General features: G+C 67.7%; 17 protein-coding genes. 9 read left to right on the top strand and 8 right to left on the bottom strand.

The genetic code is table 11. The annotated features are described in order from the left end of the window. Window positions 1-17: 17 nt before the first annotated feature. From HG262_RS09440 to HG262_RS09425, 4 genes are read right to left on the bottom strand one after another with little or no spacing between them, the layout of a single operon-like run. Complete coding sequence (locus HG262_RS09440; RefSeq protein ID WP_169270760.1) at window positions 18-509, bottom strand: aromatic-ring-hydroxylating dioxygenase subunit beta; 492 nt, start codon at window positions 507-509, stop codon at window positions 18-20. Window positions 510-546: 37 nt separating this feature from the next. After that, the gene (locus tag HG262_RS09435) at window positions 547-1647 is read right to left on the bottom strand and encodes an AraC family ligand binding domain-containing protein (protein ID WP_169270759.1); all 1101 of its coding nucleotides are present in this window, start codon (window positions 1645-1647) and stop codon (window positions 547-549) included. A gap of 57 nt (window positions 1648-1704) precedes the next feature. After that, entirely contained in the window at window positions 1705-2703 is a 999-nt protein-coding gene (locus HG262_RS09430; protein WP_169270758.1) for an ornithine cyclodeaminase family protein, read from the bottom strand. Beyond that, window positions 2696-3562 carry a fumarylacetoacetate hydrolase family protein gene (locus HG262_RS09425; RefSeq protein WP_169270757.1) on the bottom strand — a complete coding sequence of 289 codons (867 nt, stop codon included), beginning with the start codon at window positions 3560-3562 and terminating at the stop codon, window positions 2696-2698. The genes HG262_RS09430 and HG262_RS09425 overlap by 8 nt, the downstream gene beginning before the upstream one ends. A gap of 211 nt (window positions 3563-3773) precedes the next feature. On the opposite strand from HG262_RS09425, the gene HG262_RS09420 reads away from it, so the two are divergent. After that, entirely contained in the window at window positions 3774-4505 is a 732-nt protein-coding gene (locus HG262_RS09420; RefSeq protein ID WP_169270756.1) for a GntR family transcriptional regulator, read from the top strand. Window positions 4506-4576: 71 nt separating this feature from the next. Here the strand turns inward: HG262_RS09420 and HG262_RS09415 are convergent, their stop codons facing one another. The 3 genes from HG262_RS09415 to HG262_RS09405 form a co-directional block, all read right to left on the bottom strand. Next, window positions 4577-4714, bottom strand: coding sequence for a hypothetical protein (locus tag HG262_RS09415; protein ID WP_169270755.1), 138 nt, complete (start codon window positions 4712-4714; stop codon window positions 4577-4579). Continuing rightward, on the bottom strand, window positions 4711-5232 hold the full coding sequence (locus HG262_RS09410) for a sigma-70 family RNA polymerase sigma factor (RefSeq protein WP_169270754.1): 522 nt from the start codon (window positions 5230-5232) through the stop codon (window positions 4711-4713). Before HG262_RS09410 ends, HG262_RS09415 begins: the two co-directional genes overlap by 4 nt. A gap of 163 nt (window positions 5233-5395) precedes the next feature. Next, window positions 5396-7048, bottom strand: coding sequence for a cyclic peptide export ABC transporter (locus HG262_RS09405; RefSeq protein ID WP_169270753.1), 1653 nt, complete (start codon window positions 7046-7048; stop codon window positions 5396-5398). 196 nt (window positions 7049-7244) lie between these two features. On the opposite strand from HG262_RS09405, the gene fhuF reads away from it, so the two are divergent. From fhuF to HG262_RS09365, 8 genes are all read left to right on the top strand, one after another. Beyond that, a complete protein-coding gene (gene fhuF / locus HG262_RS09400) occupies window positions 7245-7997 on the top strand; it encodes a siderophore-iron reductase FhuF (protein ID WP_169270752.1) in 753 nt (250 codons plus the stop codon). A 126-nt stretch (window positions 7998-8123) separates the two neighbouring features. Then, window positions 8124-9170, top strand: coding sequence for a GNAT family N-acetyltransferase (locus HG262_RS09395; RefSeq protein WP_169270751.1), 1047 nt, complete (start codon window positions 8124-8126; stop codon window positions 9168-9170). Window positions 9171-9189: 19 nt separating this feature from the next. Then, window positions 9190-10491: a lysine N(6)-hydroxylase/L-ornithine N(5)-oxygenase family protein gene (locus HG262_RS09390; RefSeq protein WP_169270750.1), complete on the top strand. Its 1302-nt coding sequence runs from the start codon at window positions 9190-9192 to the stop codon at window positions 10489-10491. A gap of 29 nt (window positions 10492-10520) precedes the next feature. Next, the gene (locus tag HG262_RS09385; protein ID WP_169270749.1) at window positions 10521-11954 is read left to right on the top strand and encodes a diaminobutyrate--2-oxoglutarate transaminase; all 1434 of its coding nucleotides are present in this window, start codon (window positions 10521-10523) and stop codon (window positions 11952-11954) included. Window positions 11955-11960: 6 nt separating this feature from the next. After that, a complete protein-coding gene (locus HG262_RS09380) occupies window positions 11961-12911 on the top strand; it encodes an alpha/beta hydrolase (RefSeq protein WP_169270748.1) in 951 nt (316 codons plus the stop codon). A gap of 110 nt (window positions 12912-13021) precedes the next feature. Then, complete coding sequence (locus tag HG262_RS09375) at window positions 13022-13660, top strand: RNA polymerase sigma factor (protein ID WP_211187088.1); 639 nt, start codon at window positions 13022-13024, stop codon at window positions 13658-13660. Between the two features lie 5 nt (window positions 13661-13665). Beyond that, complete coding sequence (locus HG262_RS09370; RefSeq protein ID WP_169270747.1) at window positions 13666-14682, top strand: FecR domain-containing protein; 1017 nt, start codon at window positions 13666-13668, stop codon at window positions 14680-14682. 102 nt (window positions 14683-14784) lie between these two features. Further along, entirely contained in the window at window positions 14785-17205 is a 2421-nt protein-coding gene (locus HG262_RS09365; RefSeq protein WP_169270746.1) for a TonB-dependent receptor, read from the top strand. Window positions 17206-17322: 117 nt separating this feature from the next. Here HG262_RS09365 and HG262_RS09360 read toward each other — a convergent pair. Then, window positions 17323-23104 (bottom strand): non-ribosomal peptide synthetase (locus HG262_RS09360; protein ID WP_169270745.1); only part of this gene is annotated, 5782 nt, incomplete at its 5' end.

The following is a 23104-nucleotide window of genomic DNA, read 5'->3' as shown; positions in this document are numbered from 1 at the left end:
TTTTCCTAGCAGCGGATTCAAATGGGCACGATCAACGACGTGCGCACGCGGTAGTTGTCATAGACGCAATCGCGGCGGGCAAGCGCCAGGCCGCCGGGCGCGGCGTGCAGCACATCCAGGTAGCGTCCCACCATGTTCAAGGTGGGCTCCCGGTCGGACAGCGACTCCATGACGGCGAAGTTGGCCTGCGCCACGATGTGGTCGCCCTGCACCTCCATCACGCGCACCCCGCTGATGAAGTGGCGCAGCGAGCGCGGTTCGAACATGGTGGTTTCGCGCAGCGCCGTGACACGGTCGCGCAGCATGTTCTTATTCATGCAATAGATCAGGCCCAGCGGCAGGCCCGCGTCGTGGTTTTCGCGGGAAAGCACACGGTAGTGGCAGTCCTCGGTGAAGAAATCGGGCCATTCTTCAAGCCGGTTCTCGTCCAGGCAATAGGCATAGTCGTCATAGAAGTCCCGCAGGCGGGCACGCAACGACGACACATCGGAGTGATCAGTCAGGGTCATGGGGGTTCCGGAAGTCGATTCGTGGGAAGGCGCCCGCTCAGGACGCGGCGGCCAGTTGCGCGCGGTTGCTCTCAAAACCGCTCTGGCTGCCCAGCGCCAGGATGGGCTCCTGCATGCGTTCCTGCCAGATCAACGATTCCATGGCGATCTGCAGCGGGTGGTCCTGCACCGTCAACGCCGAGGTAGTCTCTGTGCCCGAGTGATGCGAATGCATGGCCCAGCCCGGCGCCGACAGGATCAGGTCGCCGGCCTTCCAATCCAGGCGCGTGCCGCTGACCTTGCTGTAGCCATTGCCCCGCAGGTAGTAATTGATGGCGGACGAGCTGTGGCGATGCGGCACATGGTGGTTGTCCGGCGGCGACGAGGATATGGTCGCGAAGAAGCTGTGCGTGGTGCCGATGCGGCGTTCGGTGGCCGGGTTGTACAGCACGAAAAGCCGGCGGCCGTTGTAGCCGCGCGCCATGTCTTCGACCGTGGGCAGGTAGCGGGACACGTCCGCCCAGGGCCAGTGCAGCGCCTTGGATTCCAGCACGTCGATATCGATCAGCCATTCGTAACCCATGAGCCAGGCGCCGTCGGGCGTGATCTGCTCGCGCAGCGCCAGGTCGCGCGACCGCGGGCCGTCCGCGCTGCGGGCCGGCACGGGCTTCGTGTTGGCGTCCACCGGCGGGACATCGCCCTCGAACTCCTCGACGTAATGGATTTCCAGTTTTTCCAGCAACGGCGCATTGGAGTACGACAGCCGCACCCAGGGCGTCTTGCCGTCGTTGCGGTAGGCATGCACTTGCATGGCCGGCGTGTTCCAGACGTCCCAGTGGCCGACGCGAATATCGCGGCCCGCTACGGTGGCCACGCCCTCGCCGCTGATACAGATCTCCAGCATGTTGGAGTTCTTGCGCAGATTGAACGTGCATTCGCCGGGATTCACCACGTTGATGGTCACGTCCGTGCCGGGGGCCAGGCCCAGGCCGGGTGCGGTCGCCTCGGGGTGGACAATCAGTGAGGCGCGGCGGCCGTTGTCGGGCCGGGGCGCGTCGATCAGCCGGGCGATTTCCAGATCGATGCTCTCTTTCGGGATCACGATCGACGGCCATTTGTTCTGTTCGCGGGGGCTGGCCCCGCTGACGTCGACGAACATGCTTGTCTCCTGTTGCCGCCGGCGCGGCGGCCGGCTGTCTCGTTGATTGGATTCGGTTCAGGGCTGCGCAAGCAGCAGGTTTTCCCGGGTTTGCGGCGGCAGTGCCACACCCAGTCCCTGGTCTCGGGCCTGCTCGTACACCACGCGCGCCATCGCCAGGTCGGACAGGCCCATACCCATGCCCTTGAAGATCGTCAGGCGCGCATCCGCCGGCCGGGCTTGCCCGGCGGCCAGCAGGCCGCTCAGCACGGATACGCCCTGCCAAGGCCCGCCGTCTGCGCCATAGTGCTCACGCAGTTCGCGCGAGCCCCGGCGGGCGTTCTCCAGGTCGTCCACCACCACCATGCTGGCCAGGTCGAAGACGTCCTGCGCGAATTCCGCCTTGGCGGGCAGAATCGCCCCCACCGCGTTCAAGTGGCGGCAATCGGCCAGCATGGCGGCGTCCACGAACGGATCGACGGCGCGCGTGATCAGTGTCACGATCTCGGCCCCCGCCAGCGCATGTTCCAGGTTGGGCGACGCTTCAATGTCGAACGCGTATTTGCCCGCCACGCTGGCGACGAAGGCGTTGCGTTTTTCGGGCGTCGGGCTGTAGACGCGGACGCGCCGCAAAGGCCGCACCGCGGCCAAGGCTGCCAACTGCGTGACGGCCTGCGGTCCGGTGCCGATCAGTGCGGCGTGCGCCGCGTCTTCCGGCGCCAGGGCTCGCGTCGCCACGCCGCTGATCGCCGCCGTGCGCAGCATGCCCAGCGCGCGCGCTTCGATGATGGCGCGCAGAAAGCCGGTGCCGGCGTCGAACAGGCTGAATAACGACCCACCCCCGGCCTTGGTATGGACCCAGGTCTTGAAGCCCGCATATCCGCCCGCCCCGGTCTGCACCGAGCCCAAGGCATGCATCGAGCTGCCGTCGCCCCACGTGGCCAACGCCTTGGGCAGGTTGCGCGCCTGCTCCTTGCCTTGCGCGACCAGCATGGCGTGCAGCGCGTCGATCGCGCGATGGATGTCCAGCACCGAGACCACGTCCCGTTCCGTCAGATACCGCAGCGCATCAGTCATGCGCGTCTCCTTGTGCCTGGGCGGGTTCGTCCGCCACCGTGTTGGCCAGCGTCCCGATGCCGGGAATGTCCACTTCCAGCGTGTCCCCCGCCGCCAGGAAGCGTGGTGGCTTGCGGCTGGACCCCACGCCCTCGGGCGTGCCCGTGGCGATAACGTCGCCCGGCGACAGCGGCGTAAAAGCGCTGATGTATGCGATGAGTTCGGGAATCGGAAAGATCAGGTCGGACACGTCGCCCTGCTGCATGACGGCGCCATTCAGGCGCGAAATGACCTGAAGGCGCGCCGGGTCGCCGATCTCGTCGGCGGTGACCAGCCATGGCCCGATCGCTCCGCTGCGTTCGAAGTTCTTGCCCGGCGTGACCTGGGCGTTGTGCTTCTGGAAGTCGCGCACCGAGTTTTCGGCCATGCACGTGTAGCCCGCCACATGCGACAAGGCGTCGCGCGCCGCGATGTGGCGGCCAGCCCGTCCGATGACTACCGCCAGCTCGCCCTCGTAATCGAACTTGTCGGACAGGCGGGGCTTCCACACGGGCTCGCCGTGCCCGACGAAACTGTCCGCAAAGCGGGCGAACATCGAGGGATGGGCGGGCAGCTCCCGCCCGGCCTCGGCCACGTGCCGGCCATAGTTCAAGCCGACGCACAGGATTTTCCGGGGCGCGGGCACCGGCGGCAGCAGCCGCAAGCCGGCCAAGGGCTTGCACGGCATGCCGTCAGCCTGTGCCGCCAGGGCGATCTGGTCCGTGCCCGCCTCCAGCGCGGCGACCAGGTCGGGCCAGACCTGCGTCAGGACCACCACCTCGGTGCCGCGCACCACGCCCCAGGCGTTGCGGCCTGCTTGCTCGAAGCTGATCAGCTTCATGTTGTCTCCTGTACCTATCCGTTCGGCATGCAGCGGTTGTTTTCTTTGCATGCAATTTGCAGGCAGAAACTGCTTCAAGCGCCGTTTTTCCGAATTATTGCATGCAATTTTGATGAATCGCAAGACCTGGACAGGTTTTTTGTGCGCTATTGCATGCAATTTTGTAGGTACACTGGAGGCCCTACCGTCCCTATTCCGCCGACGCTTCGCTATGGCCGCTCAGATCGACAAAGTTATTTCCGAACTCCGGGACATGGTGCTTTCCGGCGCCCTGCAGCCTGGCGAACGGATCGTGGAGTTGCAGTTTTCCGCCCGCCTCGGCGTCTCGCGCACGCCATTGCGGATCGCCCTGACCGAGCTGGAAAAAGAAGGCTTGCTGGAACGCTTGCCGTCCCGGGGCTTCCGCGTGCGGTCGTTCACCGTCGACGAAATTGGCGACGCCGTGGATGTGCGCGGCGTGCTGGAAGGCATGGCCGCGCGCCTGCTGGCCGAGCGCGGCGCGTCGAAAGAAGTGCTTGAACAACTGTCGCAAGCCGTGGAAGAAGGCCGCAGCCTGCTGGCGCCGGCCCGCCGCGACCCGAACACCACCGTGGATGCGCGGGCATGGGGCCAGATCAACCGCCGTTTCCACGAGATCCTGTGCGAAGCCGCCGGCAACCGGGCTCTGCTGTCGGCGCTGGAGCACAACAACAAGACGCCGCTGGCCGGCCCCGCCGCGCTGACGCTGCCGTCCACCCCGTCACTGCTGGAGACGCCCTTTGTCCTACGGGCGCAGGCGGATCACGAAGACCTGTTGCGCGCCATCGCGCGGCGCGAGGCCGTCCGCGCTGAAAACCTGATGCGCGAACACGCCTATCGCAGCCGGGAAAACAAGCGCGTCCTGCTGGATTCGCTACGGGGCGCCCTGTCGGCGCAACCGCTATTGGCCGACCACAGCGCGTAGCCCGGAGGGGCTGGCGCCGCGGCGGCATGATCGGTTCAACCCCGTGGCAGCCGCCCGATCGGATCAACAGGTCAGTTCAGGGAGATGCCGGATCTGGCGATGACGCCGTGCCAGACGTCGATCTCGTTTTTCAGCCACGCATGGAAGGCCGGCCCCTCGACCGGCTGAATTGCCGCCCCTGTCTTGTGGGCGGCCTGTTTAAAGCTCAATCGTCGCGCAGCATCTGCGCACGGCATTCTTCCAGCGCCTGGCCGGCGTCGCGCAGCATGAAGTTGACGAGCGTGGTCGATACGCCCAGCTTGGCGGCGATATCCCGCTGCGTGTGGCCCGACAAGTGATAGAGTTCGAACGCGATGCGCGTCCGTTCGGGCAGCAGGTCCAGCGTGGCGACAATCTGGCGCAGGTTTTGCCGGGCGATGGCGATACGCTCCGGCGTGTGCGTGCCGTTTGAGACTTCCGCCCCGTCCTCTTCCGAAAAGATGTGCGATTCAAGCTGCGCCCGGCGATGGTGATCGATCGATAGATTGCGCACGGTCTGGTACAGGTAGGCGACCGGCTGGCGCACGTTGAACGTGCTGGTGGCTTCCACGATTTTCAGATAGACCTCTTGCACCACATCCTCTGCCTGCTCGCGCGAACCCAGAATCTTCAAGGCCGCCTGGCGCAGCTTCGTTCGGTACGCCAGGAAGGTGCTATGGATATCCGGATTCAAGAGTTCGACATTCATGAAGCGTACCTCTTTATGAAACGAATATAAATAGGAGTGGTTATCATTCCGATTACGGAGCCTAGAGTAACGACGGCGCTTGACGCAAGACAGATTCGGGGCAAAAAGTTACATCTTTCACCGCCCGGCAGAACGCCGGACGGGGTGGCGCCGCGCGTGGCCCTCAGGCCGGCAGCGCATCGGCAAGCGCTTCGCCTGCCGTCTCGGCGTGGGATGCCGGGGATGGCCGCAAGCGGCCGTTTTCCATATGCAGCAGACGATCCGCCAGATGGAAATAGCGGTCGTCGTGGGAGATCACCAGCACGCTCTTGCCCATCGCACGCAGTTCGGGCAGCACTTCGCGATAGAACACGTCCTTGAAGATGGGGTCCTGGTCAGCGGCCCATTCGTCGAAGATCAGGAACGGCCGGTCCTCCAGATACGCCACCACCAGTGCCAGCCGCTTGCGCTGCCCTTGCGACAAGGCGCGCGTGGTGAAGGCGCCGTCGCGCACCTGCACCTTGTGCTGCAAATGCAGCCGCTCGATCAGCCGGTTGCCCTCTTTGTCCAGGTCCGCACGGCCGGTTTCCAGCAAGCGGTCGAACAAATGGAAGTCGGAAAAGATGGCGGTGAAGTACTGGCGGTAGTTGTCGCGGTCGGCATCCTGGACCGGGCGGCCATTGAGCGTGACCGCGCCGCCTTCGGGCGCGTACAGCCCTACCAGCAGTTTGGCCAACGTGGTCTTGCCGCTGCCGTTGCCGCCCACCAGGAACACGATTTCGCTTGCGCGAAAGCTCAGGTCGATAGGGCCCAGCGTGAAGAAGTCGTCGCTTTGCTCGTGGTAGTAGCGATGCGTCACGCCGCGCAAAGCCAGCTCGCTCAGCGGCTCAGGCGCCTTCTGGACCGGCGCGGCGGGCGATGCGGGTAATTGGTCGACGATGGACTGAATCTGCCGCGCCGACACTTGCGCCAGGTTGGCGCGCGGGATGTTCATCAGCAGCACCTCCAGCGGCGCAACCATATAGACGAATATCAGCGCAAAGCCGGTCATCACCCGCGTGGAGTCGGCCGCGTCGCCCACCAGCGCGAAAAGCACCAGCCCGATGAAGGCGTAGATCAGGAAATTTCCCCACGACGAAGCGGTGACGAAGATCGACATGCCCAGCGCGCGCTCGCGCCGCACGGTCTCGATCGCCTGCCCCAGGACCTGGTCGGCAAAGGCGTCGCGCTTGCTCCGGTTCAGCCGCAATTCCTTGGCGCCGTCGGTCAGCGCGCGGAAATGGCCGAAGAGCCGGTCCTGTTCGCCGGCGGCCAGGTTCAGGTGCTTGATCGCCCGCAAGTGGGCGAAGTGGTAGCCCAGTGATCCCAAGCCGATCGCGCCCAGGGCGAACAGGAAGACCTGCCAGGACAGCATGGCCATGTACACCAGGCAGCCCGTCACCACGACGGCGTTGGTCAGGATGGCCGGCAGGCTGACGAAGAATTGCGCCACATTGGCGCTGTGCTCGGACAGCGCCGACTGGATGCGCGCGGCCCCGGTTTGTTCGAGTCCGCGGAAATCCGCCTCCAGCACCCGGTTGGACACATAGCCGCGCAGCGCCGCGTGGGCGCGCTGGCTGAGCCTTTCGAACAGCACGGCCGACACCATGTTCGCCAGCAACGACAAAACCGCCACCCCCGCGAAGATGCGCCAGTGCCCCGCCCGTTGGGCCGCGTCGGCGGTCAGCGCCAGATTGATCTGGGCGATGAGCAACACGCCGCAAGCGCCGGACACGACGCTGGTTAGCGTCGCGGCCGTAAACAGCGCGCGCGACTGGGCAATCAGATACGACAGCACAGGCACCTCGATGACAAGTATCGGTATGAGCAATAGACGAAGCAGCGCGCGGAAAATTTAGTTCGCATGCTTGCGGGCATCCGTCGCGGGCCCACCCCCAAGACTGAAATTCCTGCGGCCTGGTTCGTCTATGGGTCATGTCGACTGTCTTTTGCGCGGAGGCCGCCCCGCCCCTCCGGTGGCGCGTGGCGATGCCATGATCCCTTTTCTGGCGCCCTACTTTCCCGGGGAATGGCGCAGCCATGGAGAATCGTTGCGGCTTGGCCCCGCAGGCGGCCCGGCCGCGCGCGCGCTGCTGGATGACCCGGGCCGCCTGCGCCAGACACTGGAGCACTACCGCGCACGGCAATGGCCCGGCGCCGATGCGCGCGCCGCGGCCTCGGCCTGGTCGCTGCATTACCTGTGGGCCTTGCTGGCGCCTGCCGTCGCCGCCGCCAGCGGGGCAAGACGCGTGCTGCCCTGCGCGGCGGCAACGATGCGGTTGGCACTGGATGGCGTTAACGCGCCCGTGGCCTTCACCGTCGCGGACTTGGGGCGGGACCGGCCGGACGCCGATACCTGGGAGCGCTACGGCGCACTGGTCTGGGAACACCTGCGGCCGCTGGCCGACGGCATCCATGCGGCCAGCCGCCTTCCCCGCAAGGTCGTCTGGGCGGGCGCCGTGCGGTATCTGGAAGCCTTGTTCGACGCCCTGCACGCCATGGGCTGCGACGTCGCCGCAGACCGGCGCCATCTGTTGCAGACCGCGTCCTGGGCACGGGATGGCCGCGACAACCCCTTGTGCCTGCCGGTGCGCACGCCGCCCGCCCACGCGCAGGGGCCGGTGTACCGGGAGTGTTGCCTGTATTACCTGCTGCCGGGCCAGACCCAGTGCATGGCCTGCCCCTTGGCCCGGCAGTCCGCGCCGCGCGTAGCGACGAGGGTGAAAGAAATTTCACCCCTGCCCTAAACATGCGCCGACGTGATTCGTCAGTTAGGGGAAGACCCAAGGCGGACGCCTTCGCCCATGGTCCTTTCACGACTGCCTCGGCGCGCCCTGCGCCGGAACCTGCTTAAAGACAAGAGCCTGCCCCACATGGATGCTCCGATAGACGGGCCGCTGGCCCATGCCGTGCGAATCGCCGGGCGCGACTGGCGCGTTGAGAACCGCGCCGGCGCCCTGACGGTGACCGGCGCCGACGGCCACCTCCACAGCCGTTGGGAATTGCGCGCCGGCGCGGACATGCCGGCCTTGCACTGGCGCGACGGCCAGGCGATTGCCGACGATGGCTGGGCGGCGCTGGCCGCGGCGTTCGTGTTCCATCCCCGCGACAGCCGCTTGGCGCTGGATGCGCCCGCCAACTGGTGCGCGTCGTTGGCGGCCCGGGGCGCGGCCGTGGACGAAGACGGCCGCACGACCGTCCTGCGCACGGGTTTGCTGCAACAGCCCGAGCCGTGGCTGGCCCAACCCCGTCCGCCCTACGCGGAACGCTGGACGATGAGCCATGGCAAGCGGCATCCAGCGCGGCCCAAACGGCCGCAAGGCGAGGTCTATGCGCGCCATATCCCCTGGCTGGGCAAGACGCTCACCTTGACCGCCTTCGACCTGCAATCGGACCTGCCCGACCTGCACCGCTGGATGAACGATCCGGTGGTGGCGCATTTCTGGCAGGAAACAGGCAGCCTGGACAAGCAGCGCGCCTATATCGAAGGCTTGCTGGCCGATCCCCGCGTCGACCCGCTGGTATTGCGCCTGGACGGCCGCGCGTTCGGCTACGTCGAGGCGTACTGGGCCAAAGAAGACCGCATCGCGCCGTACTACGACGCCCGCGACTATGACCGCGGCTGGCATGTGTTGATCGGCGAGGCGGGCTGCCGCGGCCGCCCCTTCGTGACTGCCTGGCAGCCCAGCGTGGCGCATTACCTGTTCCTGGACGATCCGCGCACGACGCGGCTGGTGATCGAGCCGCGCGCCGACAACCACAAGATGCGTCGCAACCTGTTGAAAGGCGGCTACGCGATTCTTAAGGAATTCGATTTTCCGCACAAGCGGGCGGCGCTGGGCATGCTTCTGCGCGAACGTTTTTTCGACGATGCGGCCTGGCTGCGCGCGCCCGAGGCGCCCGCCCCGTCCGCTTCCTGATTCTCACTTCGGACTCATCATGCACACTTATGACCTGATCGGTATTGGATTCGGCCCGTCGAACGTCGCCTTGGCGATCGCGTTGGAAGAGCAGGCGCAGGCCGGGGGACGCGACGTCGATGCCCTGTTCATCGAACGCCAGCCGGACTTCGCCTGGCACCCGCACATGCTGCTGGACCACGCGCACATGCAGATTTCCTTCCTGAAGGATCTGGCCACCCCGCGCAACCCGTCCAGCCGCTATACGTTCCTGAACTACCTGCACGAGAAGAACCGGCTGCAGGATTTCATCAATCTGAAGACCTTCTTTCCCAGCCGGCACGAGTTCAACGACTACCTGTCGTGGGCGGCCGGCCACTTCACGGACCAATGCGCCTACGGCGAAGAGGTGCTGGAAGTGGTGCCCGAAATCCACCAAGGCCGCGTGCAGGCGTTGCGCGTCCGCGCCCGCGCGGCCGACGGCAGCGTGACGGAACGCCGGACGCTGTCGCTGGTGATCAGCGTGGGAGGCACCGCCAACGTGCCCGACGCCTTCTTGCCGTTCGGCGACGATGCCCGCGTCTTCCACAGCAGCCGCTATCTGGACGCCATCCGCGAACACGGCGGCGCGCACAAGATCGCGGTGATCGGCGCCGGCCAGAGCGCGGCCGAGATCTTCCTTGACCTGCACAACCGCGGCCAGGCCTCGGTGGACCTGATCACCCGGGCGCGCTCGATCAAGCCGTCCGACGACAGCCCCTTTGTCAACGAGATCTTCAACCCCGAATACACCGACTATGTCTATGGCCATGGCGACCGCGAACGCGCCGCGCTGATCCAGGAGTTCATGAACACCAATTACGCCGCGCCGGACCTGGACCTGATCCAGGCCATCTATGAAGTGCTCTACCGCCAGAAGGTGTCTGGCGACCCCAAGCACCGGTTCCTGCGCCGGCATGACGTGAAACGCGTGCTGGCGACCGACCAGGGCATCTGCCTGACGCTGGAAGACCTGGACCGCGGCGTCGCCGACACCGCCTGCTATCAGGCCATCGTGCTGGCGACGGGCTATCAGCGCGTCACCCATCAGCGTCTGCTGGCGCCGATGGCGGCCTACCTGGGGGACTTCGATGTCGACCGCAACTACCGCATCCGTACCGGCCCCGAGTTCCTGCCGGCGATCTACCTGCAAGGGTGCTGCGAACCCACGCACGGCCTGTCCGACACCTTGCTGTCGATCACATCGGTGCGCACGGCGGAAATCAGCCGCGCGCTGGATGCCGCCCTTGCCCGTCAGGGCCACGACGCGGCGCGCAGCGCGCCGGCGCTGGCCACCCACTGACTTTTTCCGACTTCCGCGGAGCCCCAGACATGTCCAGCCTACCGGTTTCTTCCCTGCCCTCGCTTGAATCCGCCACCGAACTGGCCCGGCGCCACCACGCCCTGAGCCAGCCCTACAGCCTGACGTCCAACGCGCTGCTGCAGCGCCAGAGCGAACAGGAGTCCAATGCGCGCAGCTACCCCCGCCGCATTCCGCTGGCACTGCGACGCGCGGCGGGCGCGTATGTCGAAGACGTGGACGGCCGCGTGTTCCTGGACTGCCTGGCCGGCGCCGGCACCCTGGCGCTGGGGCACAACCATCCGGCGGTGCGCGCGGCGATCCAGCAGGTGCTGGACGACGGCCTGCCGCTGCATACGCTGGACCTGACCACGCCGGTCAAGGACCGCTATGTGCAGGACCTGTTCGATTCGCTGCCCGCCGACTTTGCCCGCGACGCCAAAATCCAGTTCTGCGGCCCGACCGGCGCGGACGCGATCGAAGCCGCGCTGAAGCTGGCCCGCATCAGCACGGGCCGCAGCACGGTGTTGGCGTTTCATGGGGCCTATCACGGCATGACCCAGGGCGCGCTCAACCTGATGGGCAACCTGGGCCCCAAGGCCGCGCTGCATGGCACGCTGTCCAACGTGCAGTTCATGCCCTACCCCTATGACTACCGCTGCCCGTTCGGACTGGGCGGAGACGCCGGCGCCCAGGCGGGGCTGCAGTATCTGCGCACCGTCCTGAACGATCCGGAAAGCGGCGTGCCCGCGCCCGCGGGCATCGTGGCCGAACTGATCCAGGGCGAAGGCGGCGTGGTGTGCGCGCCGGACGCCTGGACGCGCGGCCTGCGCCACCTGGCGACCGCATCCGGCACGCCGCTGATCATCGATGAAGTCCAGACCGGGCTGGGCCGCACGGGCAAACTGTACGCGTTCGAGCACGCGGGCGTTCTGCCCGACGTGCTGGTGCTGTCCAAGGCGATCGGCGGGGGCCTGCCGATGTCGGTCGTGATCTACCGGGGCGAGCTTGACCAATGGCGCCCGGGGTCGCACGCCGGCACGTTCCGAGGCAACCAGTTGGCCATGGCCGCGGGCTCGGCGACGCTGCGCGTGATCCGCGAGGAAGGCCTGGCCGACCGCGCCGCCGAACTGGGCGCGCACCTGCGCCGGCGGCTGGCGGGGTTGCAGGCAGAATTCCCGTGCATCGGCGACATCCGCGGACGCGGCCTGATGGCGGGCGTGGAGCTGGTCGATCCCGACGGCGGGACCGACGCCCTGGGCTATCCGCCTGCCGCGCCGGCGCTGGCCAGCGCGGTGCAGGCGGCATGCCTGCGCCATGGCCTGATCCTGGAGCTGGGCGGACGCCACGGCAGCGTGCTGCGCCTGCTGCCACCGCTGATCATCACCGCAGCCGAGCTTGACCTGGTCTGCGACATCCTGGCGGTCGCGCTGGCCCAGGCCACTCAAGCCGTCCTTCCCCACTGAGCCCCCATGCCGCTGCATCCCGACATCGAAGCCTTTCTTGAGCTGGTCCAGGCGGGCCGCGACCAGGGCCGCCCGCCCATGCACGCAATGAGTGCCCGCCAGGCGCGGCAGGACTATGACCAGAGCGCACGGATGCTGGACAGCAGCCCCGTCGAACTGGACGACGTCCGGGAACTGGACATCCCGGTGCGCGACGGCGCGCGCATCGGCGCCCGGCTCTACCGGCACGCCGGCGGCGTCCGCCCCGTGCTGCTGTATTTCCATGGCGGCGGTTACTGCGTAGGTGGCCTGGATTCCCATGACGCCTTGTGCCGAGACCTGGCGCTGCGCAGTGGCTGCGCAGTGCTGGCGGTGGCCTATCGGCTGGCGCCCGAACACCGCTTCCCCACGGCGTTCGAGGATGCCGTCGACAGCCATGCCTGGTTGCGCGGGCAGGCCCCCCCGGTGCTGGGCGTAAACGCCGCACGCATCGCGGTGGGCGGCGACAGCGCGGGCGGAACGCTGGCCACGGCCTTGTGCCTGGCGATCCGCGACGCGGGCCAGCAGCAGCCGCTGCTGCAAGTGCTGCTGTACCCCTGCACCAGCGCCCGCCAGGACTCCGGGTCGCACCGGCGCTACGCCGAGGGGCACCTGCTGGAAGGCGACACGCTGCGATGGATGTTCGCCAACTACCTGCGGGACGACGCCGATCGCCACGATTGGCGTTTCGCGCCGTTGGAGGCGGCCGATCTGCACGGTCTGGCCCCCGCGCTGGTGGCGCTGCCCGAATACGACCCCTTGCATGACGAAGGCCTGGCGTATGCACGCCGCCTGCGCGAAGCGGGCGTTTCCGTGGACGTGCGGGTGTATCCGGGCATGATCCACGATTTCGCCCGCCTGGCGGATGTTGCGCCGGATACCGCGCAGGTGCGCGTGGATGTGGCGCGCGCGCTGCATTCCGTCCTGATCGGGCCGTGAGGGTAAACGATTGCTTGCATGCCTCGGAGTAAAAAATAATAATGGGAATCATTCTTGAATATGACCCCTACTTTCGCTCCGCTGGCCGGGGCGGCGTTTTCTTTGCCCCAATGTCAGCGCCCTCCCCGATCCGTCCCGCCAAACGGACCGCCACCGCCTCGGCAGTGCGCGAGTTCGTCGACGACCTGCTCAGCCACTACCGGGATCTGTACCGGCACCTGAGCTACCATCTGCGCAATCCGGACGACGCCGCCGACATCGCCCAGACCAGTTTTGAACGCGCCTACGCCAGCGGCCTGGACGAGGCCCGCAAGAACGGCCCCGGCGTCGAGTCGTCGCGCGGCCTGCTCTTTCGCATCGCCCACAATCTTTGCATCGACGAAGCGCGCCGCCGCAAGGTCGCCCAGACCTGGCTGACCGAACATGCCCCGCTTGAGGCGGACCAGACGGCGCCGTCATCCGAGCAGATCGTGTCGCAGCGGCAAATGGCCGAGCGGGTGGCCGAGGTGCTGGCGTCCCTGCCGGCGCGGCGGATGCAGGTGTTCCTGCTTTTCCGCGCCTATGGCCACAGCCGTGCCGAAATCGCGCAACAGCTGGGGATCACGGAAGCCGCCGTCGCCAAGCACCTGGTGCGCGGCACGCTGGATTGCGCCCGCGCCCTGCGCAACCTGCACCTGGACGCCGACCCCGCTGGCGCCAGCGACCGTCCGCAAACCGAGTACGATCTGGTCACGGACGACGGCAACTGACAATCATGCAGCAAGTACCCGACGAGGGACTCATCGATCAGGCCCTCAGCCTGATCGCCACTTCGGAAATCGCAACTGCGCGCGCCGCGCGCCAGGCCGCCTCGCGGTTGGCGGCGTGGCGCACCCGCACGCCCCAGCACGAAGCCGCCTACATCGAAGCCGTGCGGCGCTGGAAACTGCTGGGCGTGGTTGCACCGGAAATGCGCGAACACTTCCACCAGGACATCCCCCTTACCGCGGACCGCGGCGTGTCCCGCCGGGCGTTGCTGGGCTGGGGGGCGGCAGGCGCCTGTACGGCGTTGCTTGGCGCGGGCTGGTACTGGCGCCAGCCCCTGTACCAGGCGTCTTACGAAACCGGGTCCGGTCAGCTTGCGCAGGCCCAGGTGCCTGACCGCGCCCAGGGCGGCGGTTTGGGAACGCGGATCGACCTCAGCGCGCGGACGCGTCTGACCGTCAGGCTCTACCGGCACGAACGCGTGGTGGAACTGAGCCACGGCGAAGCGCTGTTCACCGTGACGCCCGACACCGCGCGCCCGTTCCGGGTCCGCACCCGGGGCGGCGAGGTCGAGGTCGTGGGCACCGTGTTCACCGTCAGCGACCGGGGCGACACCATATCGCTGGCCGTAGAAGAAGGCCACGTCCGCTTCCACCCCGCGCCGCACGACGCCCATTGGTATACGGTCAAGCGTGGCGGCCCCCCGTTGGATCTGCGTGCCAACACCGCCGTCAGTTGGCGCGGCGGCGACGTCGAGCCCGTCCGCCGCATCGACCCCGAAAGCGTGGCGGCCTGGCGCAACGGTTGGCTCTGGTTCGACAACCAGCGCCTGGATGAGGCCTTGCCCGCGATCAACGCCTTCCGCAGCCGGCCGCTGACCACCGGCAGCCCGGCCGTCAATGCCCTGCGCCTGACCGGCCGATTCCGCAGCGCCGACGCCGACGGCGTGCAGGCCCTGCTCGAAGCTATCCTGCCGCTGCGGGCCGAAACCCGCGCCAACGGCGACGTGGCATTGCGGCTGCGCTGAAATTATTTTCGCCAGAGGTGTATCCATTTCGGCGCCTCATCCGTCTTCTGTATCGATAGGCCGCCCATGGGGGCGACGATTTTCTCGATAGACGGAGTTGAAATGCACCAATCCGGTATTCGCCGGTCTGCGCTGGCCCTGGCGCTGGCGGGCGCGCTCGGCCTGCCGCTGGCCGCCACGCCCACCGGCGCCCAGGCCCAGGCCCAGACCGAACGGCTCTACAGCATCAACCTGGCCGCGCAGCCGCTGAACACGGCGCTGACGGCGCTGTCGCGGCAGACCAACACCCCCATCATGGCGGGCGGCTCGCGGGTCACTTCGCACAATGCGCCCGCCGTTTCCGGCCGCATGACGGTCCAGGACGCGCTGTCGAGACTGCTGGCGGGTTCCGGGCTGGCCAGTGCCGCCACGCCCGGCGGCGGCTTCGCGGTCACGGCGCCGGAATCGGGGCCGGCGGTGACCACGCTGGCGCCAGTCCTGGTGACGGGCCGCTCGCAGTTGTCCGAGCCCTACGCGGGCGGCCAGGTCGCCCGAGGCGGCCGGGTCGGCATGCTGGGCGAACGCGACGTGATGGACACGCCCTTCAATATCGCCAGCTACACGTCCGAACTCATCCAGAACCAGCAAGCCAACACCATCGCCGACGTGCTGGCCAACGATTCCTCAGTGCGCACCGTGAACGACGGCCAGGGTTCCGTCGCCGGCACGGGCGACGAATTCCAGATCCGCGGGTTCCCCGTGCGCAACCAGGACGTGTCCTTCAACGGGCTGTACGGCATGCTGCCGCTGCGCACGATCGCGATGGACGGCGTGGAACGCGTCGAGGTGCTCAAGGGCCCCACCGCCCTCCTGAACGGCATGAGCCCGCGGGGCAGCGTCGGCGGCGGCATCAACGTCGTGCCCAAGCGCGCGGGGGACGAGCCGCTGACCCGCCTGACCGCGACCTACCAGTCCGATTCCCGCTTCGGCGGCATGGTCGACATGGGCCGGCGCTTCGGCGAGAACAACGAGTTCGGCATCCGATTCAACGGTTCATACCGCGACGGCGATACCGCCGTGCAGAACCAGTCCAACCAGATGGGCACGGCCGTCATCGGGCTGGACTACCGCAGCGACAAGCTGCGCGTCTCGCTGGACGCGGGCCACCAGACCAACAACATCGACGCGCCCGGCGATTCCGGCGTGCTGATCTTCGGCGACAACCTGCCGGTGCCGCGCGCCCCGGACGCCTCCAAGGGCTATTCGCCCGATTGGGGCTATTCCAAGTCGCGCGACAACTACGGCGTGCTGCACGCCGAGTACGACATCACCCCGCAGCTGACCGTCTTCGGCGGCATAGGCTACCGGCGCAGCAACAACCGCTATCTGTACGCCGACCCCATCGTGGTCGGCTCGGAGGGCGAACTGCTGATGCGCCCGTACTACTGGCCCAGTTGGGAGCAGAACGTCTCCAGCGTTTGGGGCGCGCGCGGCAAGTTCAACACAGGATCGGTCAAGCATGAAGTCAGCCTGAGCTATTCGACCTTCGAACAGCGCGCCGGCTATTACGATTACTACATCTTCGGCCTGTCGCCGTCGAACCTGTACGACCCTGCCGAGATCCCCAAGCCGTCCACCGACGGCCTCTCGAGTTCGCCGCCCCGCACCTCGCTGCTGAAGCTGCCGACGATCGCGCTGGCCGACACGCTGTCGTTCGCCGATGACCGGGTCCAGTTGACCGCCGGCGTGCGCTACCAGACGGTGAAGTCCACCAACTACAGCTATACCACCGGCCAGGAAACCTCCCACTACGATAAGTCGGCCGTGACGCCGGCCGTCGGGCTGGTGGTCAAGCCGTGGAACGACGTGTCGTTCTACGCGAACTACATCGAAGGCCTGACGGCGGGCCCCATCGCCCCGGCTGGCACGTCCAACGCCGGCGAGATTTTCGCGCCGATCAAGACCAAACAGGTCGAAGCCGGCGTGAAGGTCGATTTCGGGTCGGTCACGACCACGCTCGGCCTGTTCCAGATCAAGCAGCCTTCCGGCCTGACGACGGTCAGCGACGGCGTGACCCGCTATGAGATGAGCGGCGAACAACGCAACCGCGGCGTGGAGCTGAATGCGTTCGGCGAGCTTGCGCGCGGCGTGCGCCTGCTGGGCGGCATCACCTACATCCAACCCAAGATGACCCGCACCGCCAGCCCGGCCACCGAAGGCAACAGCGCCGTCGGCGTGCCGCGCTGGATGGCCAACGTCGGCATGGAATGGGATCCATCGTTCGCGCCGGGCCTGACCTTGACCGCTCGCGCGCTGTCGACCAGCTGGCAATACCAGAATCTGGAAAACACCCGCCGCATTCCGGGCTGGACGCGCTGGGACATCGGCATGCGCTACGCCACCCGCGCCTTCGACCACCCGGTCACGCTGCGCGCGGCGGTCAACAATGTGTTTGGCAAGGATTACTGGTCCTCGGCATCCGAAGGCTATCTGCGCCTGGGTTCGCCGCGGTCGGTGATGCTGTCGGCGTCGATCGACTTCTAAGGCGCGTTGGCGCCGGCGCGGCATTCATCAAAGCCGGCACTTCGAAAGAAGCTGCGTTTCCCTCTCCGGCGTGCCTGAACGCCGGGGAGGTTTTTTTTCGCCTGGGCGTGGCGCGCCTTACAGCGTGGCGGCCGTCTGGCGCGGTGCGGACGGCTCGGCTGCGGACGCTTGCGTTGCGGGCAGCCGAGTCGCGTCCTCGCTCAAGAGGGCCAGCAGTTCGCGGCGCAAGCCGGTGGCCAGTCGTTCGATGGTTTCCGCCTGGTACATGCGGCGGCTGAAGCGCCAGCTGAACGACAGTTCGCCGCCATAGACCCGGCCCACCACTTCCAGCCAGTTGGCAAGCGGCGCGGCCGCGTCCTTCTCCGCGCCGCCATGCTCGTCGGCCGGCGCGTACAGCGCGTCGGCATCGAAGCCCTGGTCGAACTGGCCCATATAGTTGAACGTGACGCGCGCGGCGCCCTGGCGCAGGCGGGCCTGCTGCCCGGCCGTGCCCAGGTACTTGAGCACGCCGAAGCCCACGCCCTTGCCGGGCACGGCGCGCAGGGCATCGCGGGTGGCTGCCACCGCCTGGCGCAACGGCAGGCCTGCGCCCGACAGGCGCACCGGATACACCGTGGTGTACCAACCCACGCTGCGGCTCAGATCGATATCGGCCGCATCGCCCTCGCGCCCGTGGCCCTCCATGTCCACCAGCACGTCGCCGCCCGCCCAATCCGACAGGCACCGGCCAAGCGCCGTCAGCAGCAGGTCGTCGATCGCCGCGTCATAGACGCCCTGGGCAGCGCGCAGCAAGGCGCGGGTGTCGTCCGCGTCCAGCGCGATGTCGATGCCCTGTACGTCCGCGCCGCGAGGCGTGTCCACATCGGCATGGTCGCGCGGGATGCCGCAAGCGCCGGCGACCTGCGCGGCCCAGTAATCCGCCTGATCGACGATCTCGTCCGTCGCGACGGTGCGGTGCAGTTGGTGCGCCCAATCCGCGAATGGCGCGCTTGCCGGCGGCAGCGCCACGGGCAGGCCCTGGTCCAGCTGACGATAGGCGGTCTGCAGGTCTTCCAGCAGCACCCGCCAGGAATACCCGTCAACCACCAGGTGGTGCACCACCGCCAGCAACCGTTGCTGCCCATCCGGCAGGCGGAACAGCGCCAACCGCCAGATGGGGCCATCGCCGTCAAAGCGCAGGCTGCGCTGCACGTGCGTGGCCTGCTCGCGCAAGCCGTCGGCATCGGCCACGTCCGTGACGCTGACCGGGGCCACCGGCACGCCCAGCGGATCGGCCACCTGCGACCAGTCGCCGCCGGTTGCGCGCAAGAACCGCGTGCGCAGGGCGGGATGCTGCGCCTGCACGGCCTGGGCCGCCGCCTGCAGCAGAGCCGGATCCAGTGCCGCGCGGGGCGTCAGCAGGACGGACTGGTTGTAATGGTGCGGCGACGGAATGTCGCTTTCGAAGAACCAGGCCTGGATGGGCGTGCACGGCGCGCTTGGCGCTTGCGAAGACGTTGCTGACGGAACCGCGCCAGACGAAGACATCGCAAGCGTGCCCGGTATCGCGGGCGCGGCGGGTGCGGCGGGCGCGGCTTCGTCCAGATGCGCCAACAGCGCTTCGATCGTCTGGTGGCGCATCAGGTCGCGCAACTTGAAGCTTAGCCCCAGGTTGGCCTGCCGGACCTTCGACACCAGTTGCAGGCTCAAGATGGAGTCGCCGCCGAGTTCAAAGAAGTTGTCGGTGATTCCCACATTTTCCACGCGCAGCACCTGCCCCCAGATCTGGGCCAGGCGTATTTCGCGTGCATCGCGCGGCGCCACATACGCGGAAGCCGTGGCCGCCGGCGCGGCAGGCGCCGGCAGGCGCGCGCGGTCCAGCTTGCCGCTGGGCAGCACCGGCAGTTCGGACAGCAGCTCCACGAGCCCGGGCACCATGTGTTCCGGCAGATGCGCGGCGGCATAGTCGCGCACGTGGCGGGCCAGGCCTTGCGTACCCACGCCGGGCAGCGGCACCACATAGGCCAGCAACTGCGCGCCAGTCGGCCCCTGATGCAAGGTGATCACGGCCTCCAGCACCCCGGGGCATTCGCGCACCCGCGCCTCGATCTCGCCCAGTTCGATCCGGAACCCCCTCAACTTGACCTGATGGTCGGCGCGGCCCACGTACTCGATGTTGCCGTCGGGCATCCAGCGCACCAGGTCGCCGCTTCGGTACAGCCGCGTGCCGGGCGTGCCGAACGGGTCCGCCACGAAGCGTTCGGCGGTCAGGCCGGGGCGTCCCAGATAGCCGCGCGCCAATCCGTAGCCGCCGATGTAGAGTTCGCCCACATGCCCCACCGGCACGGCCTGCATGTCGGCGTCCAGCACATACAGCGTGCGGTCGCCCACGACCCGCCCGATGGGCGCATAGGCGCACGCGAAGCTTTCGTCTCCGCGCGACTTCCAGATCATGGGCGTGACGACCGTTTCCGTCGGGCCATAGCCGTTGATCAGCCATTGCGGGCGCAACGCCCGGCGCACTTTGTCGTAGGTGGCGCGCGGCATCGCCTCGCCGCCATAGACGTAGAGTTTGACGGGCGGCACCTCGGATCCCGCGCCCTCGGCCAACTGGCCCAGGTAGGCAGGCGGGAACGCCGCGTGCGTGACCTGATGCCGGGCCAGCACGCCCAGTGTCTGTTCCGCCGTCCAGAGTTCGTCGTCGCGCAGCACCAGGCTGGCGCCGGTGATCAGCGAGGTCAGCCACCGTTCGTGCGCGCCGTCGAAAGACAAGGACATGAAAATCAGTTCGCGCCAGTTCTCGTCCATGCCGTAAATCTGGCCCGTCGCGGCGCAGTGCATGCTGAGCGGCCCGTGCGTGACGCAGACGCCCTTGGGGCGGCCCGTGGAGCCCGACGTGTAGATCAGATAGGCCAGATTGTCGTTGGACAACGGCACGGCCGGATCGTGATCGGGCCCCGTGGGCTCGGGCAACCCGTCCAGCGTCAGCACGGGCAAACCGGCAGGCAGCGCGGCGGCCACGCTGTCGCGCGCCAACGGCCGCGTTTGGGACAGCAGCAGCGCCATGCCGCTGTCGGCCATCATGTACCCAAGCCGTTCGGCGGGATACGCGGGGTCCATCGGCACGTAGCAGCCGCCAGCCTTCAAGACGGCCAACAGGGCCACGAAGACCTCCGGCGTGCGTTCCATCAGCACACCTACGCGGGTTTCCGGACCGACGCCTTGAGCGATCAGCCGGTGGGCCAACCGGTTGGCCGCGGCGTCCAGGGTGCCGTAGTCCAGGCAGCGGGCGCCCATGATGACGGCGGGCGCGTCCGGACGCCGCCGCGCATGCGCCGTGATGCGGGCGTGCACGGTCGGGGACGCCTGGCGGGGCCATGCGCCCCGGCGGTGGCCGCCCCAGGCCCAGATCTCGGCGCGCTGCGCCGGTGTCACCCAGGGCAGATCGCCGACCGGACGCGAGGCGTCGTCGGCCATGGCCGACAAGGCATGCTCCATGTGGTCGCGCAGGGTCTCCACGAAGCCGGCGTCAAAGGCGTCGCAACCGTAGCAATATTCGATCTGCAGCGTTTCGCCGCACATGACCTGCAAGTCCATCGCATAGCCCGTGAGGCCTTGGCGGTCGGCATCGCCGAAGTCCAGGCCGTAACGTTCATCGCCGCGCAGGACCGCATCGACCGGATGGTTTTCGAAGACGATGATGCTGTCGAACAACGATCTGCCCGCGGACCCGGCCCAGCGCTGGATGTCTGCAAGCGGCGTGTGCTCGTGTTCGCGCAAGTCCAGGTTCAGGGCTTGCAGGTTGCGCAGATACTCGCCCACGGATTGCTCGGGGCGGTGCGCGACCGGCACCGGAATCGTGTTGATGAAGAGCCCCATGATGCGTTCCACGCCGGGCAGGCCGTGCGGGCGGCCCGCGACCGTGGAGCCGAAGGCCACCGTGTCCTTGCGGGTGTAGCGTTGCAGCACCAAGGCCCAGGCGGCCTGCACCAGCGTATTGAGCGTGACCCGTTGACGCCGCGCGAAGGCCGCCAGCCGGGCCGTCGCCGCCGCATCCAGGCGGGTGTAGCGTTTTGCGTAGCCGGATTGCCCGGTGGGCCGGCCGGCCGCCGCCAGCAAGGAGGGGCCGTCCAGCCCGGCCAGCAGGTTGCGCCACCAGGCCTCGCCGCGCCCGGCGTCCTGGCGCGCCAGCCACCGCACATACGCGCCGTAGCCAGGCCCTGTGGCGGGCAGCGTCTGCCCCGCATACGCGCGCAGCCACTCGCCCATCAGGCGGGATTCGCTCCAGCCGTCCATCAAGGCGTGGTGCTGGGTCCAGACGAGTTGATAGCGGTCGTCGTCCAGGCGCAGCAGGCAAACGCGGGCCAGCGGCGCACGCGCATAGTCGAAATCGCGTGTCAGTTCGGCCTGGGCAAAGGCCGCGATGCGCGCATCGCTTGCGTCCTGCCCCCGCCAGTCCATCACGGGCACGACGGCCTCGACTTCCCGGTAGACCAGTTGCAGGGGGCGAGCCAGACCGCCCTGCCACAGGATGCCGGTGCGCAGGACGGGATGGCGCGCCACCAGCACCCGCCATGCCTGCGCAAAGCGCGCCACATCGATATGGTCTACCGGCACGGACAACTGGTTGACGTACAGGCCGCTGCCCGGCGACTCCAGAGAGTGAAAGATCATGCCCTCCTGCACCGGCGACACCGGATACACGTCTTCCAGGGTGGCGGCGTCCACACCGCAACGCGCCAATCCGTCGTCGTCCAGATAATCGGACAGCTTGCCTTGTGGGGCGTCGACCGCCGCGCCGTCGTCTACCCCTGTCAGCACAGCCACCCCGGCCAACCGCGCCACGGTCTGATGTTCGAAGACGTCGCGCGGGTTGATGCTCCACCCTTCCTGGCGGATGCGCGCCACGATCTGCAGGCTAAGAATGGAGTCCCCGCCCAGTTCGAAGAAGTTCGCGTCGCGGCCGACCGTGGCGACGCCCAGGACATCAGCCCAGATGGCGGCGATGGCGGCTTCGGTCGGGCCCTCGGGCGGCGCGGCGTCAGGGTGATCGTCGAATACCGGAGCCGGCAAGGCCTTGCGGTCGATCTTGCCGTTGGCGCTGAGCGGCAGCGCGTCCAGCGCGATGATCCGGGAAGGCACCATGTAGTCCGGCAGTTCCCGGGCAAGCGCGGTGCGCAACGCCTCGGTGTCGACATTGGCTGCGGGCGCCACGTAGGCCACCAGACGTTGTCCGCCGCCGGGGCCGTCGACGGCGACCACCACGGTTTCGCGCACCCCCTGCTGGCCGAGCAACCTGGATTCGATTTCCCCCAGTTCGATCCGCAGTCCCCGGATCTTCACCTGGAAGTCCAGGCGCCCCATATAGTCCAGTTCGCCAGCGTCGGTCCAGCGCACGCGGTCGCCCGTGCGGTACAGACGGCCTTCGCCGAAGGGGTTGGCCACGAAGCGCTCGGCCGTCAAGCCCGGGCGCGACAGGTAGCCGCGCGCCAGCCCGGCGCCACCCAGGTACAGCTCGCCCGCTACCCCCGGCGGGGCCAGGTTCAGGTCCGCATCCAGCACATAAACTTGCGTGCCGATGATGGGCGCACCGATGGGAACGGCGCCCGTTTCGCCTGCGACGCAGTCGTGGAAGGTGACGTCGATCGCCGCCTCGGTCGGGCCGTACAGGTTGTTCAAGGCCACGCCGGGCAAGGCGGCGAAGCAGCGGTCGCGCAGCTCGCCCGGAAGGGCTTCACCGCTGCAAACGATGCGGCGCAGCGTGGGCACTTGATCCTGCGACACGCCGCCGGCCAGGAAGGCCGACAGCATCGAGGGCACGAAGTGCAAGACCGTGACGCCATGCGCGGCGATCCGCGCCGCCAGCGCCTGCGGGTCGCGGTGTTCGCCCGGCTCCGCGACGGCCAGCTTGGCGCCGACC

This window comes from Achromobacter sp. Bel (assembly GCF_012928505.1).
Classification (GTDB): Bacteria; Pseudomonadota; Gammaproteobacteria; order Burkholderiales; family Burkholderiaceae_B; genus Achromobacter.
This window is presented reverse-complemented; position numbering and strand designations above follow the sequence as displayed.

Bases quoted from the DNA above. Each gene is read 5' to 3' on its own strand.
- fhuF (WP_169270752.1), top strand. From the start codon at position 7,245: ATGATCCCTTTTCTGGCGCCCTACTTTCCCGGGGAATGGCGCAGCCAT.
- HG262_RS09440 (WP_169270760.1), bottom strand. From the start codon at position 509: ATGACCCTGACTGATCACTCCGATGTGTCGTCGTTGCGTGCCCGCCTG.
- HG262_RS09385 (WP_169270749.1), top strand. From the start codon at position 10,521: ATGTCCAGCCTACCGGTTTCTTCCCTGCCCTCGCTTGAATCCGCCACC.
- HG262_RS09370 (WP_169270747.1), top strand. From the start codon at position 13,666: ATGCAGCAAGTACCCGACGAGGGACTCATCGATCAGGCCCTCAGCCTG.
- HG262_RS09420 (WP_169270756.1), top strand. From the start codon at position 3,774: ATGGCCGCTCAGATCGACAAAGTTATTTCCGAACTCCGGGACATGGTG.
- HG262_RS09430 (WP_169270758.1), bottom strand. From the start codon at position 2,703: ATGACTGATGCGCTGCGGTATCTGACGGAACGGGACGTGGTCTCGGTG.
- HG262_RS09395 (WP_169270751.1), top strand. From the start codon at position 8,124: ATGGATGCTCCGATAGACGGGCCGCTGGCCCATGCCGTGCGAATCGCC.
- HG262_RS09390 (WP_169270750.1), top strand. From the start codon at position 9,190: ATGCACACTTATGACCTGATCGGTATTGGATTCGGCCCGTCGAACGTC.
- HG262_RS09365 (WP_169270746.1), top strand. From the start codon at position 14,785: ATGCACCAATCCGGTATTCGCCGGTCTGCGCTGGCCCTGGCGCTGGCG.
- HG262_RS09425 (WP_169270757.1), bottom strand. From the start codon at position 3,562: ATGAAGCTGATCAGCTTCGAGCAAGCAGGCCGCAACGCCTGGGGCGTG.
- HG262_RS09380 (WP_169270748.1), top strand. From the start codon at position 11,961: ATGCCGCTGCATCCCGACATCGAAGCCTTTCTTGAGCTGGTCCAGGCG.
- HG262_RS09410 (WP_169270754.1), bottom strand. From the start codon at position 5,232: ATGAATGTCGAACTCTTGAATCCGGATATCCATAGCACCTTCCTGGCG.
- HG262_RS09435 (WP_169270759.1), bottom strand. From the start codon at position 1,647: ATGTTCGTCGACGTCAGCGGGGCCAGCCCCCGCGAACAGAACAAATGG.
- HG262_RS09375 (WP_211187088.1), top strand. From the start codon at position 13,022: ATGTCAGCGCCCTCCCCGATCCGTCCCGCCAAACGGACCGCCACCGCC.